At 53.3% G+C, this 17,218-nt stretch carries 17 protein-coding genes and 1 pseudogene; 10 read left to right on the forward strand and 8 right to left on the reverse strand.

All coding sequences use genetic code 11. The annotated features are described in order from the left end of the window. Nucleotides 1–5: 5 nt before the first annotated feature. Complete coding sequence (locus ACZ1HF_RS12105) at nt 6–1,175, reverse strand: iron-containing alcohol dehydrogenase (protein ID WP_472657750.1); 1,170 nt, start codon at nt 1,173–1,175, stop codon at nt 6–8. Nucleotides 1,176–1,330: 155 nt separating this feature from the next. Between ACZ1HF_RS12105 and ACZ1HF_RS12110 the strand changes: the two genes are divergently transcribed. Further along, entirely contained in the window at nt 1,331–1,711 is a 381-nt protein-coding gene (locus tag ACZ1HF_RS12110; protein ID WP_472657751.1) for a DUF1761 family protein, read from the forward strand. A 621-nt stretch (nt 1,712–2,332) separates the two neighbouring features. Here the strand turns inward: ACZ1HF_RS12110 and ACZ1HF_RS12115 are convergent. Beyond that, nucleotides 2,333–3,352, reverse strand: coding sequence for an IS110 family RNA-guided transposase (locus ACZ1HF_RS12115; protein WP_472655593.1), 1,020 nt, complete (start codon nt 3,350–3,352; stop codon nt 2,333–2,335). On the opposite strand from ACZ1HF_RS12115, the gene ACZ1HF_RS12120 reads away from it, so the two are divergent. Together ACZ1HF_RS12120 and ACZ1HF_RS12125 are read left to right on the forward strand one after the other, a co-directional pair. Then, entirely contained in the window at nt 3,352–4,224 is an 873-nt protein-coding gene (locus ACZ1HF_RS12120; protein ID WP_472657752.1) for an IS110 family RNA-guided transposase, read from the forward strand. The genes ACZ1HF_RS12115 and ACZ1HF_RS12120 overlap by 1 nt on opposite strands. A gap of 136 nt (nt 4,225–4,360) precedes the next feature. Continuing rightward, complete coding sequence (locus ACZ1HF_RS12125) at nt 4,361–4,891, forward strand: 2'-5' RNA ligase family protein (protein ID WP_472657753.1); 531 nt, start codon at nt 4,361–4,363, stop codon at nt 4,889–4,891. Between the two features lie 104 nt (nt 4,892–4,995). Here ACZ1HF_RS12125 and ACZ1HF_RS12130 read toward each other — a convergent pair whose 3' ends face one another. Both ACZ1HF_RS12130 and ACZ1HF_RS12135 read right to left on the reverse strand, forming a co-directional pair. Further along, on the reverse strand, nt 4,996–6,096 hold the full coding sequence (locus ACZ1HF_RS12130) for a DNA methyltransferase (RefSeq protein ID WP_472657754.1): 1,101 nt from the start codon (nt 6,094–6,096) through the stop codon (nt 4,996–4,998). A gap of 103 nt (nt 6,097–6,199) precedes the next feature. Next, on the reverse strand, nt 6,200–6,835 hold the full coding sequence (locus tag ACZ1HF_RS12135) for a ribonuclease HII (protein ID WP_472657755.1): 636 nt from the start codon (nt 6,833–6,835) through the stop codon (nt 6,200–6,202). A 182-nt stretch (nt 6,836–7,017) separates the two neighbouring features. Between ACZ1HF_RS12135 and ACZ1HF_RS12140 the strand changes: the two genes are divergently transcribed. The 3 genes from ACZ1HF_RS12140 to ACZ1HF_RS12150 all read left to right on the forward strand — a co-directional run bounded on the left by ACZ1HF_RS12140 (nt 7,018) and on the right by ACZ1HF_RS12150 (nt 8,541). Next, nucleotides 7,018–7,404 carry a hypothetical protein gene (locus tag ACZ1HF_RS12140; RefSeq protein WP_472657756.1) on the forward strand — a complete coding sequence of 129 codons (387 nt, stop codon included), beginning with the start codon at nt 7,018–7,020 and terminating at the stop codon, nt 7,402–7,404. A 173-nt stretch (nt 7,405–7,577) separates the two neighbouring features. Next, nucleotides 7,578–7,868, forward strand: coding sequence for a hypothetical protein (locus tag ACZ1HF_RS12145; RefSeq protein WP_472657757.1), 291 nt, complete (start codon nt 7,578–7,580; stop codon nt 7,866–7,868). After that, nucleotides 7,840–8,541, forward strand: a complete 702-nt coding sequence (locus ACZ1HF_RS12150) for a winged helix-turn-helix domain-containing protein (RefSeq protein ID WP_472657758.1) — start codon at nt 7,840–7,842, stop codon at nt 8,539–8,541. The genes ACZ1HF_RS12145 and ACZ1HF_RS12150 overlap by 29 nt, the downstream gene beginning before the upstream one ends. On the opposite strand, the gene ACZ1HF_RS12155 is transcribed toward ACZ1HF_RS12150, so the two are convergent. Then, on the reverse strand, nt 8,542–9,588 hold the full coding sequence (locus tag ACZ1HF_RS12155) for an NAD(P)/FAD-dependent oxidoreductase (RefSeq protein ID WP_472657759.1): 1,047 nt from the start codon (nt 9,586–9,588) through the stop codon (nt 8,542–8,544). 51 nt (nt 9,589–9,639) lie between these two features. On the opposite strand from ACZ1HF_RS12155, the gene mnmC2 reads away from it, so the two are divergent. Both mnmC2 and ACZ1HF_RS12165 read left to right on the forward strand, forming a co-directional pair. After that, nucleotides 9,640–10,305 carry a tRNA (5-methylaminomethyl-2-thiouridine)(34)-methyltransferase MnmC2 gene (mnmC2, locus tag ACZ1HF_RS12160; protein ID WP_472657760.1) on the forward strand — a complete coding sequence of 222 codons (666 nt, stop codon included), beginning with the start codon at nt 9,640–9,642 and terminating at the stop codon, nt 10,303–10,305. Continuing rightward, on the forward strand, nt 10,302–11,174 hold the full coding sequence (locus ACZ1HF_RS12165; protein WP_472657761.1) for a DMT family transporter: 873 nt from the start codon (nt 10,302–10,304) through the stop codon (nt 11,172–11,174). Before mnmC2 ends, ACZ1HF_RS12165 begins: the two co-directional genes overlap by 4 nt. Nucleotides 11,175–11,471: 297 nt before the next feature. Here the strand turns inward: ACZ1HF_RS12165 and ACZ1HF_RS12170 are convergent. After that, nucleotides 11,472–11,713, reverse strand: a pseudogene (locus ACZ1HF_RS12170) (transposase); the annotation flags it as partial. 395 nt (nt 11,714–12,108) lie between these two features. On the opposite strand from ACZ1HF_RS12170, the gene ACZ1HF_RS12175 reads away from it, so the two are divergent. Continuing rightward, nucleotides 12,109–14,187, forward strand: coding sequence for a right-handed parallel beta-helix repeat-containing protein (locus ACZ1HF_RS12175; RefSeq protein WP_472657762.1), 2,079 nt, complete (start codon nt 12,109–12,111; stop codon nt 14,185–14,187). A gap of 98 nt (nt 14,188–14,285) precedes the next feature. Here the strand turns inward: ACZ1HF_RS12175 and arsH are convergent, their stop codons facing one another. After that, on the reverse strand, nt 14,286–14,996 hold the full coding sequence (gene arsH, locus ACZ1HF_RS12180) for an arsenical resistance protein ArsH (RefSeq protein ID WP_472657763.1): 711 nt from the start codon (nt 14,994–14,996) through the stop codon (nt 14,286–14,288). Then, entirely contained in the window at nt 14,989–15,411 is a 423-nt protein-coding gene (gene arsC, locus ACZ1HF_RS12185) for an arsenate reductase (glutaredoxin) (protein WP_472657764.1), read from the reverse strand. Before arsC ends, arsH begins: the two co-directional genes overlap by 8 nt. A gap of 202 nt (nt 15,412–15,613) precedes the next feature. On the opposite strand from arsC, the gene ACZ1HF_RS12190 reads away from it, so the two are divergent. Continuing rightward, complete coding sequence (locus ACZ1HF_RS12190) at nt 15,614–17,197, forward strand: ABC transporter substrate-binding protein (protein WP_472657765.1); 1,584 nt, start codon at nt 15,614–15,616, stop codon at nt 17,195–17,197. Nucleotides 17,198–17,218: the final 21 nt, after the last annotated feature.

Raw genomic sequence — 17,218 nt, forward strand, 5'->3', positions numbered from 1 at the left:
CCGTGCTACCAAACCTCACCGTAAAGCCCAATGATCTCTTCTACTGTAGGCACTTTCGGATTGTTCTGGGGCGAGCCAGAGGCAAGGGCCTGCTCGGCCATCACCTGCCGCGCCTCGAAGAACTGTGCTTTGTCATGGCCTTGCTCACCCATCATCGGAACCTTTAGGTCTTCGTTGAGCTTGCGCAGACCATCGACCAGTTTGCCGCAAGCGACCGTATCGCTGTCAGACGTCGCGGCCCACCCCATGACCCGCGCGCAAGTCGCATAGCGGTCAGGGGCGTGATCCACGGAAAATGCCGTGACAGCAGGTAAAAGCATCGCGTTGGAGAGCCCATGGGCCACATGAAAATGCGCGCCGATGGGGCGGCTCATCCCATGCACTAACGCGACAGAAGCGTTTGAGAACGCCATGCCTGCCTGTGATGCGGCTAGCATCAATGCCTCGCGCGCCGTGCCGTTTTCGGGATCAGAACAGGCATCGCGCACGTTATCTGCAATCAGTGGCATAGCCGACAGGGCGAAAGCGTCGGTATAGGCAAAAGCGCGGCGGCTAACATAGGCTTCAATGGCGTGGGTCAGGCTATCGACGGCAGTGTCAGCCGTGATCCGCCATGGTTTGGTCACAGTGAAAGTCCAGTCGATCAGCGCGGCTGTCGCCACACAGGCCAGACCGGACAGGTTGTATTTCTCGACCCGATCCGTGTCTGTGATCACGCACCAGCGTGTCAACTCGGACCCGGTGCCGCCTGTCGTGGGGATCAGAATCAACGGCAAGCCACAATGATCAATCTGCACTGGCGCCTTGTAGTCGCGCACATGGCCTTTGTTGACCGCCACGAACGAGACCGCCTTGGCCGTATCCATAGGACTGCCGCCCCCTAGACCGATGATGCAATCGCAATCGCTGCCTGCCAAAACTGCAAGCCCCGCATCAACGCATGTATCCGTTGGATCCTCGACAACGCCGTCAAACAACACCCAAGCCAGCCCAGCCTGATCCAGCACATCAGTGACAGTCGTGACATGACCAAGCGAAGCCAGGTTTTTATCGGTCACAATCAGCGGACGTGACAAACCAAGCTGCTGCAAAACCTCTGCCGTCTCTGCGGCGACGCCGCCCCCGATACGAATGATACGCGGCGATTGAACCCGCCCGATGCTTAGCCCTTGCATAGCTGTCCTTTCGGTGAGTGATACGCAGAGTGCATCAGCATGGGGTGAATTGTAAGGGGGTCGACCGCGTCAAATCAATTGGTTTGACATGGGAAGGTCGTGGTTTTTTGAAAATCTTGTAGAATAGCTGCCGGGAACAACCGGGAGCGACTGATATGGAATTTTCAAATTTGAATTGGCTGGCGGTGATTGTCGGGACGATTGCTGCCTTCTTGCTGGGGTGGCTGGTCTATTCCCCGATCCTGTTTGGCAAGAAATGGGCCGAAGGCTCTGGCGTAGAGATGAATACGGCGGACAAAATGCCTGCCTTTGCGATGGCGGCGCAAATGTTGGCTCTGCTTGCGCTGAGTATCGTTGTAGGTCTTACCGCCACAGCGAACGCGCTGATCACGGCAATATTTGCGATTTTCGCGGCGGGTCTCTTCGTGGTCTCAAACGGAGGGTTTTGTAAAAAATCCAACTACGCCATGGCGGTTGATTTCGGATATGTCATCAGCGCCGGGGTTGTGATGATTATTGCCCAGGCTGTGCTATGATCCGGTTGATCATATCTGGCAAATGTCTGGCATTTCTGGCGTGATCTTCCTTTTCCAGTGTTCATGAGCGCCGGTCCGTCAAACAGTCTTGACCTAAACGCCGAACGGCTCTGGCCTGGAATCCGCTGTGCCGAGAAACTGCAGGAATGTCGAACGTCAGATAACTTTGACCTTCACATCACAACACTGATCCAATTTCTAAAAAATCGGTCAAAGCTGACCTTCAAGCGGATCGCGGCAAAGGTCTTAAAAGAGCCCAAACTGTAGAATGCTGCGCTTTGTCGCAAGGTCCTTGAAGTACCTATTGCAGACGTTTTCTTGATTGCCATTAGTGAATACAGCTTTGGATATTTTCTCGGATCAGCCGTGATTGACCGTCTGTGGATGGCTCCTGCATTGCAAGACATTTTTGACGTTTATTGCGGCGTTTAATCAGTACAGTCGTCTGTCCGGCCTGTTCATGTGGTGATCTGCCACTGGCCTTGATGATTTCCGCAAGCGAGGTTCCAATCGGCTTCACGGCCTTCGAGGGCCAACGTCATTCCCGGAGTGTCCTCGCTCTTGGTTGACTTAGTCCGCATCATCACGTCATGCGCCTTGCATCTCTGGCAGGTGTCCCGATCAGGTGACCGGCTGCCGGTAATTCTCCTGTCTCGTCAACATTGCCCAGATCACGCGCGCGGTTTTGTTTGCCATGGCAACTGTTGCAAGTCGAACCGGCTTTCCAGCGAGCATCCTCGCTGTCCAGATATCGACTTTCTCGGGATGGAGTTTTGCCATCAATGCGCGCGATGTCATGCCAACGATAAGAAGTTTCCTGAGGTAATGATCACCTTTCTTGGTAATCCGCCCAAGCCTCTCTTTGCCGCCACTGGACTTGTTGAGCGGGGTTAAGCCCAGCCAAGCGGCCAGATCTCGTCCGGTTTTGAACTGTTTGGCGTCGCCGACGGTCGCCACGATGGCCGACGCCGTAATTGGACCAATCCCAGGCACCTGCATCAGTCGGCGTGCGTTGGCATCTCGCCGAGCATGGCTCTCGATCAACTTGGAAAAGCCTTCAATTCGGGCGCTGAGCCCAAGGAGTTGATAACACAAGGTGCCGAGAACCCCGTTCGCCAGTTCGGGAATTTTAGGTTGATCACCGTCCAGGTGGCTTTTGGAAAAGCGGGCCACAGCCTCAACCCCGGTTGGGAGAACATAGCCAAACTCACGCAGCATCCCCCGTATCATGTTTGAGACCTGGGTTCTCTGGCGGACGATGAGTTCGCGCGTGCGGTGGGCGGTCAAAAGAGCTGGCTGGTCTTCGGTCTTGATCTCAACAAATCTCATCGTCGGGCGGCCAACCGCTTCGCAGATTGCCTCTGCATCCACTGCGTCGGTCTTTCCGCGTTTGACATATGGCTTGACGTAAGTTGCTGGCATCAAACGGACATCGTGCCCTAACTTGCGAAGTTCACGGCCCCAATGATGGGCCGAACCGCAGGCTTCCATACCGACCACACAAGGCGGTAGGCCCTCAAAGAACTCTAACAGTTTTGCGCGTTTGATCTTCTTGTTGAAGACCTTGTCGCCAGTCACAGAAACTCCGTGAACCTGAAAAACATTCTTGGCCAGATCCAGTCCTATGGTTTTTACTTGCATTGGGTGGCTCCTCTCAAAAGCAGATTTCGACACCTGCATTATGGCGCATTGCGACGCCGGGTGGAGCAGGAGCCATCCACTTCATCCGCTTGGATGCGGTGAAGCTGGCAACCTACTATGCCCGTGGTTTGCTTCGCCCCATTGCAGTCCTGACCGTTGAACAAGAGGGCTATCGTGCCTTAGTACGACGGCGCAAAAGGATCACGGAAAGCCGGGGCAAGATCAAACAGAAGATCAAGTGCTTTCTACTGGCGTCTGGTATTGATGAACCGCACAGCATCCAGAAGTGGTCACTAGCGGCATCCGCCGACCTAACTGCGCTGGATTTGCCGCCTCAGCATCACATTGCGTTTGCCTCAATGGTGCGCGAGTACCTGTTTCTGCTGTCGGAAGACAAAATGCTGCGTGCGGAGATCCGGACTGCAACCAAGCAAATGTATTCTGTACCCTTTGAGCGGCTGATATCCATCGTCGGAGTGGGGGAGACAGCCGCCTCCAACTTTCTGGCCGAACTGTTCTCGCCAGAGCGGTTCAACAGACCAGAGGAGGTGACTTCATATCTCGGTCTGGCCCCTGTCGTCAGCCAAAGTGGCGACAGCGCTGCCCACGCCAGAATCAGGCCGGTTGGCCAGAAGCGCCTGCGCGGCATTCTGGTGGAAGCGGCATGGCAATGGACTTGGCGCGACCCGGAAGCCAAGGAACTGTACAATCGACATTTTGCGAAGCATGGGATCGGGCAGAAGGCCATTGTTGCCGTTGCCCGCAAGCTCGCAATCAAGCTTTGGCGTTTGGCGCTGGAACCACCATCCCCATCAACCGGCGCGTACCGAAAACGGTACTTGGTGACCTCTCAATCAGATAGGCATGAATAAGAAAAGACTTACGCAAGGCCGGTGAACAGTATTGTTTTGATCTCAGAGCCGGCAGCGTTCGAGCCTTTCGAACGGCAGCGGCTGTGTAAAGGCAAATACTATTGAACTCCAAAGTCAGATAGCCGACCGTTACGGCATGATTTATGTGCTGACATATCCGGAATTTGAGGCGGGCGTTGCTGACAGGATTGCGCAATTTCGGTCTGAACATGAACCAGAAAGGGCTGAACTCGTTCAGCCCCACGTAACATTGGTCTTCGGTTTGAGGAACGTGCAGAGATCAAAATTCCTGTCGCTCTGTGAAAGTGTTGCTGAGCAAGTAACCGAGTTTGTAGCAGAGTTCTCCACATATGAAGTCACATACGATCCCTTTGAAAAAGCATATAAACTACTTTTGCTTGCCTCGATGGGTGGGCAAACATTGAGTAAATTACATGGACAACTCTACGACGGTCCCCATCGGCATGAACTGCATCCTGATCACCCATTTCGCCCGCACATGACCGTTGCGACCAATGTCGAGCAACCGGTTGTGGAAAAATCGGACCCATCGAAAATTGGAGCTTTCCCACTAGTTGGAAAAATCAGGTCTCTGGAAATCGTGGAACTTGCTGGGAAGCATCTCCGTAGGCTTCAGACGATCCCACTGCGAAAACAGAAGTCCTAGCGGAGTTGACATTCGTCCACATAAAAAAGCCCCGCCACTTTGGTAAGGGCGGGGCAGTTATGTGCTGTGGTTAGGCCACAGGCACAGGCGGTAACTGTATATATCTAATTCATCTCGGCGCGGATCTGTTGGCGCAGCAAATCAATCGGAACTTTCTGCCCATCGCGCTTGAAGCACCAATAGGTCCAGCCATTGCAACTGGGTGCGCCTTCCAGCGCAGCGCCGACCTGGTGGATTGAGCCCTTCACATCATCGCCAATCAATGTGCCATCAGCGCGCACTTTGGCCTTGTGACGCCCGTTCAGGGACCAAAGTTGTTCCCCGGGGGAAAGCATCCCACGCTCAACCAGTTGACCAAAGGCAACACGGGGCTCAGCACGTTTGGATTGCGTTACTTCAAGCGAGGATCGGTCAAACTTGCGCACGGATTTCAGCCGTTTTTCAGCAACTTTGCGATAAGCTTCTTCCCGTTCGATCCCGATAAAATCGCGCCCCAATTTTTTGGCAACAGCGCCGGTCGTACCAGTGCCAAAGAACGGGTCCAGCACGATATCGCCCGGATTGGTTGTTGCGACCAATACGCGGTGCAGAAGGCTTTCCGGTTTCTGGGTCGGATGGGCCTTGTCGCCATCTTCATTCTTTAACCGTTCATGCCCTGTGCAAATCGGCAGAACCCAGTCTGACCGCATCTGCACCCCTTCATTCAAAGCTTTCAATGCCTCGTAATTGAAGGTGTATTTGCTGTTTTCGGATTTCGACGCCCAGATCAGTGTTTCATGAGCATTGGTAAAGCGTTTGCCACGGAAATTTGGCATTGGATTTGACTTGCGCCAAACCACATCATTCAGCATCCAGAAACCCGCATTTTGCATGGCCGAGCCAACGCGGAAGATGTTGTGATAGCTGCCAATAACCCAGATCGCACCGTTGGGCTTCAGCAATCGCCGCGCTGCGTCCAACCATTTTTGGGTGAAGTCATCATATACCTTGAAGCTGGCGAATTGATCCCAGGCATCGTCAACTGCATCCACCTTGGAATTGTCCGGGCGATGCAGATCACCGCGCAGCTGCAGGTTATAAGGCGGGTCTGCAAATATCAGATCAATAGACGCCTCTGGCAGGCTGTTCATCGCTTCAATACAGTCGCCGTCAAGTATCGTATTCAGTGGAAGCGCTGCGGCTGCCACCTTCGTTATCTTTCCCATTCTTGCCCCAAAAGCTGCGCTTATGCGCTTTGTATCTTGTTGCACTTAGGATGAGTCAAAGAGGATTCCGCGTCAAATTCTTTTTATTTCAATACCTTATAAATCATCCTTGATACAAGATATTGTGGACGGGCCTGAATGAAACACGATGATGTGGGGTAATACCGATCTCGCTTAGTGCAGAAATGTGACGCTTGGTCGGATAACCCGCATTTTTGTCCCATTCGTAGCCGGGGTGCTGTTGCGCCAAATCCACCATCAATCTGTCTCGGGTGACTTTGGCAATGATCGAAGCCGCCGCAATCGACAAAGACTTGCCGTCACCCTTAATGATACAGCTCGCAGGTAGCGTCATGTCTTTCGGAATTGCATTGCCATCTACCAGAACATGGCCGACCCTTTGCCCAAGCCCCGATACGGCCCGACACATCGCAAGATGAGATGCATGGTAGATATTGATCTGGTCAATCTCTGCTACGCTGGCTTCGGCAATACTGATCCGCGCGCTTGCAATGATTTTCTCATACAGCGCCTCGCGGCGCTTTGCGCTCAGCTTTTTGGAGTCGTTCAACCCATCGGGAATATTTTCAGGGTCCAGTACAACTGCTGCCGCGACAACCGGTCCTGCAAGCGGGCCACGCCCGACCTCATCCACGCCGGCAATATCGGACAGACCCTTCGCCATGAGCGCTGTTTCAAATGAAAAGTCGGGGGCAGAGATCATAGACCCAGAAGGCATGAAGCATACTGCGGATGCAAGCAAAGAAACGGGGCGGCCCCGAAAGGCCACCCCATCCCACTGCTCAGTTTTAAAAAGGCTCAGGCACGCCACCCATGCTGGCGGAGACAATGCGCTTCATAAAACCTGCGTGGACCTGAGTTTACACGGGCCTGACGTAGACATGTTTGAGGCAATCTGTATTGCGCATTGTTGCGCATACAGTTTGCACCATAAACCTGACGCGTACCGCGATGGGTCCACTGACCGTACAGACAGTGCTGAGGCGCAATCTTCACAAGCTGCTCGTGATGCGGTCGAACCCTGTGGCTTCGTTGCTTACGATTTCCGGGGCGGATGATGTAGTTGAACTGGGGTTGTCGATACTGGTGGCGGTATTGATGCCGACTGTACCGGTGCCCCGGTACAATGATTACCGTACTATCGTTTCGCGTGGTCTGGTTTCGATTTTTCAGACTTTCCTTCAGAATATAAAGCCCAGCGATACCGGCAATGACTTTTCCAACATCTTCATCTGCCCGCGCCGGGGCGGCGGTGGTCAGAGTGCTTACGGCCAGAACGCCGCTTAGCAGGATTGACATAAATATACGTCTCATGGGTGCTCTCCGTGGCTTGGGGATTGAGAACTTCATGCGTCAAACATGTGTCCTCTCACGTTTGCTAGGCAATGACGGGCGTTTGTTATCCAATAGCAAGCGATCCGACATTGAATATCTGGCGGACAACCGCCAATCATGTGCGCATGAAATATACACTTACTATTATCATAGTGGCCTTGACGCTATTAAGCGCACCCGCTCATGCTGCCTGCTACGCTGACTACAAGGCAAAACAGGACGACCCGCTGAGGCTGCATTATGGTGTTATGCAATTGCCTGATAATGCCTGTGGATCACGACGGGCTGCAGCAAATGTGATTGCCCAACGTCTTGCCAATGCCGGGTGGAGCTTGTTGAACATTATTTCAGTTTTTGATGAAACCGGTCTGGAAAGAAGGAAAACAAGTGCAGGGTCCTATTTCCTCCGTTTCTAAAATTACATCACCCGGACAGGTTATTGTCATAGGCGTGATCGCGATTGTTCTTGTTTTGATTGCAACGGCACTGGTCCTTTTCATGAACCTGCCAGATGCGAATGCTTTCAACGCAAGGGTCGAGCAGATCTTCATAGAGAATGATGCCTTGACGGGCGAAGGGGACATCCGCCTTCTTGAAATACTGGCTCAATCCGGTACGGCTTTCTCGGACACGCTGGCGTCATATCGCTTCATTATTTTCGTGTTGATGATTTTTGCCAGCGCCTTGTTGATTGCCACATTGGTATTCGTGGTTTTTCTCGTGACGCTCAGCCGCCGCATGTCACAGATTGAAAAGACCGGCATTCAGATATCTTCGCTGATCCTTTCGCGCGAGGAACGTCTGGTTCAGATCAATGATATGGAGTTCAAACTGACCGCTGCGGCGTTGGAGACCTTGTCCGTTCTGGCAGAAGCGCGGCTTGATGATGATATTCTATCCGGTCTTGAGATCGAGGCGATGATTACTGGTAAACCCGAGGTTGAATGTGATGAGGCGTCTGGTGCGACACGGATCAAACGTCTGCGCGACCATTTGGGTAATCAGATGATGTCGGAACTCCTGATCAAGAATATTGCGCGCAAGGGTTACATGCTGGCGGTGGAACCCGGCGCGATCAAGATGGAATAGCTACCGCAAAGATGCCTGAACACGGAAACTTTCGGGGATCATATCTTTGCCATCAAGGATAAGCTCGGCCATGACTTGCCCAACTTTAGGGGCCATGCCAAAGCCGATCTTGAAACCACCATTCGCAATGAATGTATCTGGCCTGCCCGGATAGTGCCCCAGCATGGGCGCACGGCTTTTGGCGCGGGGGCGAACACCGGCCCAGCGCTCTAGCACTGGTGCATCTTGCAAGATCGGGAAAGCTTTCACGACACGGGCATGGATATCATCAAGCTGAGCATCAGTGCTGAGCGGGTCATCAAACTCCCGCTCACTGGTGGACCCAATGGCCGTGGTCCCGTCCCCATGGGGAACAACGTGCAACCCATCTGCAAAAAGCTGCGGTTTGTCCCGCGCATCAAAAGCCAGCAGCAAGGCCTGACCCTTTACGCCATTACCAACGGGTTGGTTCATGTCGGACGCCATCTTCATAAGCCCTTCATACCCTGTGGCAAGCAATGTAATACCTTGCGCTGCAGCCTCACCCAGAACAATTTCTCCACCCTTTGCCCTGATCGCCTTGGCAAGCGCCTGAGTGGCCTGACGTGGATGCAGTCGCGCACTGAGCGTATCGTGGATCACCTGCCCTGTGGGCGAGGTGGGCTCCCACCCGTGCGACTGACCGGTTGGTTCGACCCGCCAATCCGCCAATCCTTTCCAATGCGCTTTTGCCCCCCCAGCGCGATTTTGGGCCAAGGTCAGCGCATGAGCATCCGGGATCGGTTGCAGCCGTCCTAAACGGGCATAGCCGGTGGGCAAGCCCGAGGCATCTTCCACGCCGCGCCAGAATTTTTCGGACATGGACAGGCTTTCAAACTGAAACTGTTTCTTGTCATTCCAATTCTCGGGGATATGGGGCGCCAGCGCGCCCACTAATCCACCACTGGCTCCGGCACCGATAGCGTATTTTTCCACCACCTGTACCGATGCACCTTTCAATAATAGCGACCATGCCACCGATAGGCCAAAAATCCCGCCACCAAAAACTGTCACATCCACCGTGGACAAGTGCTTTCCCCGTCATCATTGTCGCGTTCGGGCTATGTAGGACAATCGGCGATGGACGACCAGCAGGCAAAGGTAGGATGGCGCGACAGGGTCGTGCCCGTGTCCCTTGCGTTTGATGACCCGTATTTCTCGCTTGATAACGGGTTGGCTGAGACGCGGCACGTATTTCTGGACGGTAACGACCTACCCGCCCGATTTCTGCCGGGGTTTCATATTGCTGAACTAGGATTTGGCACTGGCCTGAATATGCTGACTGCGCTGCAAGCCTTTCGGGCCAGCAACGCGGGTGGCAAACTGCGCTTCACCAGTTTCGAGGCGTTTCCAATGGGGTTTGACGATATGAAGGTGGCCCTGTCGGCGTTCCCCGAACTGGACAGTAATGCTTTGCTGACGGCTTGGGCCAACGGAAGTTATCACATTGAGACAGATGATCTGCAGGCAGAGGTCATTATTGGCGATGTCCGAGAGACGCTGCCGCAATGGATTGGATCGGCAGACGCGTGGTTTCTGGACGGTTTTTCCCCGGCCAAAAACCCGCAGATGTGGGGTGCTGACCTACTGGCCCAAGTTGCAGATCACACGAACCCCGGTGGAACATTCGCGACCTATACGGCGGCGGGCTATATCCGCCGCGCTTTAAGTGACGCCGGGTTTGCAGTGACCAGATGTCCGGGCTTTGGCCGCAAACGCCATATGAGCCGGGGCGTTCTTGCATGACAGGCAATAATACAAAACTCGGCATCAAACTGATGGTAGCAACGACATTCGTGTTCGCCATGCAGGATGGTATCTCGCGCCATCTGGCCGGAGAATATAACGTATTGATGGTGGTCATGATCCGTTACTGGTTCTTTGCGGCCTTCGTTATTGCCGTGGCAGGACGTCAGGCGGGTGGCATCCGGGCGGCGGCATCAACAACACAACCTCTGTTGCAAGGATTTCGCGGTGTCTTACTGGCATTGGAGGTCTGTATCATGGTTCTGGCCTTCACGTTGCTTGGTCTCGTGGAAAGCCATGCGATTTTTGCGTGCTACCCCTTGCTGGTGGCTGCCCTGTCTGGCCCCGTCTTGGGCGAGGCGGTTGGCTGGCGGCGCTGGGCTGCAATCGCGGCAGGTTTTGTCGGCATCCTGATTATCCTGCAACCCGGCATAGCCGTCTTTTCACCTTATGCGCTTATCGCTTTGGCATCTGCCCTGATGTTTGCCATCTACGCGCTTCTGACCCGCTATGTGTCGCGAAAGGATAATACGGCGACCAGCTTTTTCTGGACTGGCGTGATGGGGTCTGTGACGATGACACTGATCGGTGTGTGGTATTGGGAACCTATGATAGCAAGTGACTGGGTTTGGATGGCTATCCTGTGTGTAACAGGCGCTGGCGGGCATTACCTGCTGATCAAATGCTACGAGGTGGCAGAGGCAAGCGCGGTTCAGCCCTTCGCCTATCTGCAACTGGTCTTTGCAGCCATTCTGGGCCTCGCGGTGTTCGGCGAAAAACTGAAACTGAATGTAGCACTTGGCGTCTGCATTGTGGTTGGTGCGGGTCTGTTCACCCTATGGCGTACAAATAAGGTCCAAGGGGATTAATACAGCTTCTTTGCAGCGCTCAGATTTCCAGATGTTTGTGTACCGAAGAACATTAGAAGGAGTGCGGAACGTCGTGCATCAATGGCGCGATGCCACGGGTTTTCTTCACCCGGCCGCATACATCTGTCAGGCAGTATTGGCCCAAGTGTCAAGCATTCCTGCCCCAGACCGGGCCTTTTTCATAGCGGGGCTCGTCATATGGGTTGGGAACCTTGCGCCCCGCGCGATGGGATGCAGGGCTTGATACCTCAGTTTTCAAGCGCTTCACGATACCAATCCGCATCATAACCCACGATCCGCCAATTCGAGCAGCATTCGTGCGAAGATACCTTTCTCGCTCCACCGCTTCCAACGCTATAGAGGGTCTTGTGCAATCCGTATCCCGAAGGGGCATCGCGCCAGCGCAAGCCATCGCGATTGGTGAAGATAATTCCGGAAAGAACGCGCTTATCACCGATCCAAGGATCGCCGTGGGATTTCGGAAAAGAAGGCTCAAGTTTGGTCATTTGATCGTCGCTCTGCCAGTAGAGATCACTCATATCACTGCCCTAGTTTTACGCACTGCGAAGCAGACCTCAAACGTCAAACCAATGCAGCTTGACCGTAGTCACTTATGCTGAAAGACCCCATATTATGGTCAGAGGCAGTTTTTACATCATTTCTGCTGAGAAAAATGGCATATTTATTAAAACCCCAATAAATATAAACAGTTATCAATCTAGTACAGTTTCAGAAATACCCGAAAAGTTAACATATTAACCCGCGTTATTAGCCCCCATAAGCGGTTTATTTCCTATTTATTTGACTCGCTATATTAGAAGGTGCATCAAAAATAATATTACGTAAATAACATCCGAAAAATGATCTAAGCGTGTGCAAATTTTAGAGCTGGATTGTTTTAGAATGTTAGTATCGAGGGTGTAGAGGAATTATAATGTACGCATCAGAGTTTGGCATTGTTGCCAATAGTAAAGTTGATCAAAGTGACAAAATAGAAGAAGCGCTTCGTGTCAGCGCCGAAAAAGGGCAAGAGCTGGTTTTCGAAGACGGCGTCTATCTTATATCTCGCGATATAATCATCACAGATGATACGAATATGCGCGCTGAAAATATAGGTGGTGCTGTATTCAAATCGCCAGAGGATGATTTACCGGTAAAGGTCACAAACGGTGGCTGGTCTGGTGAACGTATAGATGAAGCAAAGATCAGCGGCTTTATTTTTGACAACGTGACGGTCTCTTTCAATGGTAAGGTCGATAACATTGAAGTGTCACAAAATGCTTTCGTGAACGCGACACCGAACGCCAAGGATGTTGAGTGGAACGGGCAGGGCAAAAAGTCTGTCTCGGACACGCTGCATTTTTACGGTGCGAACGGAACATTTAAGGTCGAAGATAACGTCTTTCTTGCCAACAAAACGGATGAAGACGGGCCAGCGGGTATCGCCGCCATCAAGACTTACGACACCGAAGATACGCAGATCACTGGCAACCTGATTGGTGGGATCAATAAAGCCACGCTTGACCGGCCTGAATATAGCGATGAGATCAAAGCTCTTCTGTCGGCTGTGCAAGCGCATGATGCGAGCGTGGATGTAAACGACTCCGGCTACTTGCAAACCGGTATCAAGGCGGTTCAGGACGACCGTCTACAGATTGATGGGAACTGGATTTCCGCCAATACATCGGAAGAGTATCACCGCGATCACGCGATCTATATGCACAACTTCCGTGACGGCGAGATTACGGATAATTACGTTGCCGGTTGGCCTGACAATGCGGGCGGCGGTGTGAAATTGCGGAACGGGTCTGGCCTGGAAGTGACCGATAATACTCTGGATGGCGTAAGCTTCCTGACCTACATCCATGGTGGAAAAAATCGCGACCAGTTCTTCAATGATATCACCATTGCGGATAACGTCATCAAGTCGGCCTATAAGCCAATTCAGTTCTGGGCATCCGACACAGGTGCCGAGGTCGAAAACTTCGTTATCTCATCGAACAAGATCCTGAAAACGGGGTCTGGTGGCAGTGATATCCAGCTTATTACTGACCAAAGCGCCGGGCAAAAATTTGACTCTTCCGATATCCTTGTTTACGGCAACGAGAAGTTTGATGGAAAACCCGTTAGTATCTCTACACCGAACGGGCCTAATTACACAGTTCCGGACTCTGACCCGGTTGTTGATCGCGTTGATCCTGCACCAGCAGAGCCTAAGCCAACCCCCACGCCTGAACCCGTGACGGAGGAAGCTAAACCGGAGCCCGCACCGACGCCCGCGCCTGTTGAAGAGGTGAGCGAAGACATCACTCTCTCGATCGTGGACACGAACAGCAATATCTCAGTTGGAAAGCTCGAAGGCGGAACCGAGATTTCGCTTGCGCAAATTGAAGCGGGGTTCTCCATCGAAGCGCTTGTTGACGATCCGACGGTCGGTAGTGTCACCTTCTCAATCGACGGTGGCCCGCCCAAGGTCGAAAACCACCTGCCTTATGCGCTATTTGGGGATAGCAAGAAACTGCTGAACCCAGGTGAAATTGCTGAGGGCAAACACGTTATGACCGTCAAGGCATTCACGGGTGAAAAGGGAACGGGAACGCTGGTTGCAGAAACCGAATATTCGTTCGAAGTGGTCGCTGACAAGGATGCTGTCCAACCCGATGATGGGTCTGACGCGTTGGAGTTTTCTTTCTTCGACGCGAAGACGGATGTTGAAAGCAAAAAGCTTGTAGACAATATGAAGATCGATGCGGACGATCTATCAGAAGCGACTACAATCGCAGCCCGCGGGCAGTCAGATGATAATGACATTGCCTATGTCGTTCTGACGCTTGAGGGGCACACTGTCACCGAAAGGATTGAGCCTTATGCATTGTTCGGCGACGGTAATGGTGGCACTGATCTACTTGGTGGCCGGTCATTTGATGCAGGTTCTTATGAACTGGAATACGCGGTCTACGGTGATAAAAATACGCTTATCGAAGAAGGTTCGGTCAATTTCGATATAATCTAACGTAGCCGCGTTTGCCTTACATCATGAAATTCACGGCTTCTTATGTTGCCGTGAATTTTATATTTAATGCTCAAAATTCTGGCGTTGAGTTTCAAGGCTCAAATTGCTTTCTGATTAACCCGCTTTGAAAGCTCCGCTGCACTTTCCTTGCGTTCACTATACCGGTCTAGCAGATAATCTGTGTTGTCGCGGGTCAACAAAGTGAACTTCATCAACTCCTCCATCACATCGACCATGCGGTCATAAAATGGCGAGGGCTTCATACGGCCATCTTCGTCAAATTCCAGAAACGCTTTGGGCGTCGAAGACTGGTTTGGAATAGTCAAAAGACGCATCCAGCGGCCCAGAATACGAAGCTGGTTCACAGTATTGAAACTTTGAGAGCCACCACAGACCTGCATGACCGCAAGCGTTTTACCTTGGGTCGGGCGCACGCCACCAAGCGACAGGGGGATCCAGTCGATCTGTGATTTCATGATCCCGGTCATCGCGCCATGGCGTTCCGGCGAACACCAGACCATGCCTTCGGACCACATCACCAGATCCCGCAGCGCTTGCACTTTGGGATGCGATGCGTCGGCATCGTCCAGCAGGGGCAGCCCGGACGGGTCAAATATGCGCGTCTCGGCCCCAAAGCGGGCCAAAACCCGTGCGGCCTCTTCTGTCATCAAGCGGCTGAAAGATCGCTCCCGTAGAGACCCGTAAAGCAAAAGGATGCGCGGTGCGTGAGCGCTGGTTTTGAAGCCCAGCAATCTGTCGCGGTCGATGTCCTGAAAATGGCGGTCGTCGATATTGGGTGTGTCAGCCAACGCGCCGTCCCTCCGCATCAATCAGTAAGGTGCCATCTTCCTTTTCCAACGGACCGGGCGGCAGCGGATCAAGCAGATCCAACACCACTTCGCTTGGCCTGCACATGCGCACCCCATTCCGGGAACAAACAATAGGTCGGTTGACCAGCACCGGATGTTCAAGCATCGCATCCAGAAGGGCCTCATCGCTGACTTGGGGATCAAGCAACCCCAACTCCTCGGCGGGGGACTTGGATGTGCGGAGCGCCTGTCGCGGTGTCAGATCGGCCGCCGCAAACAGGGCCAGCAATTGAGGGCGGGTCCACCCGGTGTCCAGATAGTTGATAACCGTTGGCGTCACACCTGAGGCTTCAATCATTGACAGAACATTGCGAGACGTGCCGCAAGACGGGTTGTGATGGATAACGATGGTCATGGGCTGCTCCGCAAATGATCTGTGTCCTCTGACAATCTGACGCAACGGTTATGCGAAATGAAGGGCAATTCGCGTCAATGTCATCATGGCTTTGTTGGTATGGTCAAACATCGGGATCGGCTGTAATCACGCCGGCCCACATTGACACCGTCGCCCATGCTCGACACTGTTACTCAAACTGATGTTCATAGGGGGATGCAACATGGCTTCTTTTTCAAAGTACTTATACACAACGACCCTTGCGGGCCTGCTGGCCGTTGGCGCAATGGCTGCCAATGCAGAGACCTTCCGCTGGGCTGCCACGGCTGATCCGCAGACCATGGACCCCCATGCGGTCAGCTCGGCACCTGTTCTGTCCTTTCTGAACAATGTCTACGAAGGCCTCGTGCGACGCGGCAAGGATATGTCCATCGAGCCATCTCTCGCCGTCTCATGGGAACCGCTGGACGGTGACAATGGCTGGCGTTTCAACCTGCGCGAAGGTGTGAAATTTCACGATGGCGCGGATTTCACGGCTGAGGATGTGATGTTCTCCTATACCCGCGCCGCAGATGAGGTCTCAGACGTGCGGTCATGGTTCGCGCCCGTCACCGAAGTGCGGGTTGTGGATGATTTTACAATCGACTTCGTAACCTCGACACCAAACCTGTTGTTTCCGGACAGCATTGCCAATTTCATGATCCTCGACAGTGACTGGGCCACGTCCAACGATGCCGCCCTGCCTGCCCGCGATGCCGAGAATTTCGCCACCCGCAATACGAACGGCACCGGACCTTTCATGGTCTCGGCCCGCGATCCGGGGGTAGAGACGCGCCTGAAACCCAACGCCGATTGGTGGGACACGGCGGAACACAACGTGACCGAGGCGATCCTGACGCCCATCGGCAACGCCGCGACCGGCCTTGCGGCTTTGCTATCGGGCGAGATCGATTTTATCGAGCCCGTGCCGTTGCAGGACGTGGCGCAAGTCGAAGGCCGTGAAGGCTTTACGGTTCTTAAAGGTGAAGAAACCCGCGTGATCATGTTTGGCTTCGGGCATGAGCATGAGAAGCTGTTGTATTCATCCGATGTCACCGACGAAAATCCATTCACCGACCCGCGTGTCCGTCTGGCGGCGGCTCATGCGATCAACATCGATGCCATTGACCGGGTTGTCATGCGCGGCATGATTGAACCTGCATCGCAACTGGTCCCGGAAGGCATTTCGGGATTTTCCGAAGCAAATGCCGACCGCCCCGCCTATGACCCCGACCGCGCCAAGGAATTGTTGACCGAAGCAGGCTACCCCGACGGGTTCTCCTTTGGTCTAAAATGCACCAATGACCGCTACATCAACGACGAAGCGCTGTGTCGTGCTGCGGCTTCGATGTTTGCCGCCGTTGGCCTGAAGGCCGAGCTGACAACAGTGCCCGTGCGCAATTACTGGGAAGAACTGCGTGCCGATGACTTCGATATGTATCTGTTGGGTTGGTCCCCTGGAACCTTTGATGCTGAACATCCGATCCGCTTCCTGATGCACAGTCAGGATGACGCGGCCAAGCTGGGTTCATGGAACTTTGGAAACTACTCCAACACGCGTGTCGATGAGCTTCTGCCCGAAATCCAGCAGGAACTGAACCCAGCAGCGCGTCAGGCGTTGATTGATGAGGTTGTCTCAATCACTCAGGACGAAGTGGCCTATGTCCCGCTTTACACGCAACCCCTGATCTGGGCGATGAAAGATAGTATCGAGTTGACGCAACGCGCGGACAACTTCCTGATGCTGCGCTGGGTGACAGTCAACTGATCACCCTTCAGAAAAGGCAGG

The sequence above is a fragment of the Litoreibacter sp. GN1-5 genome, from assembly GCF_055693805.1.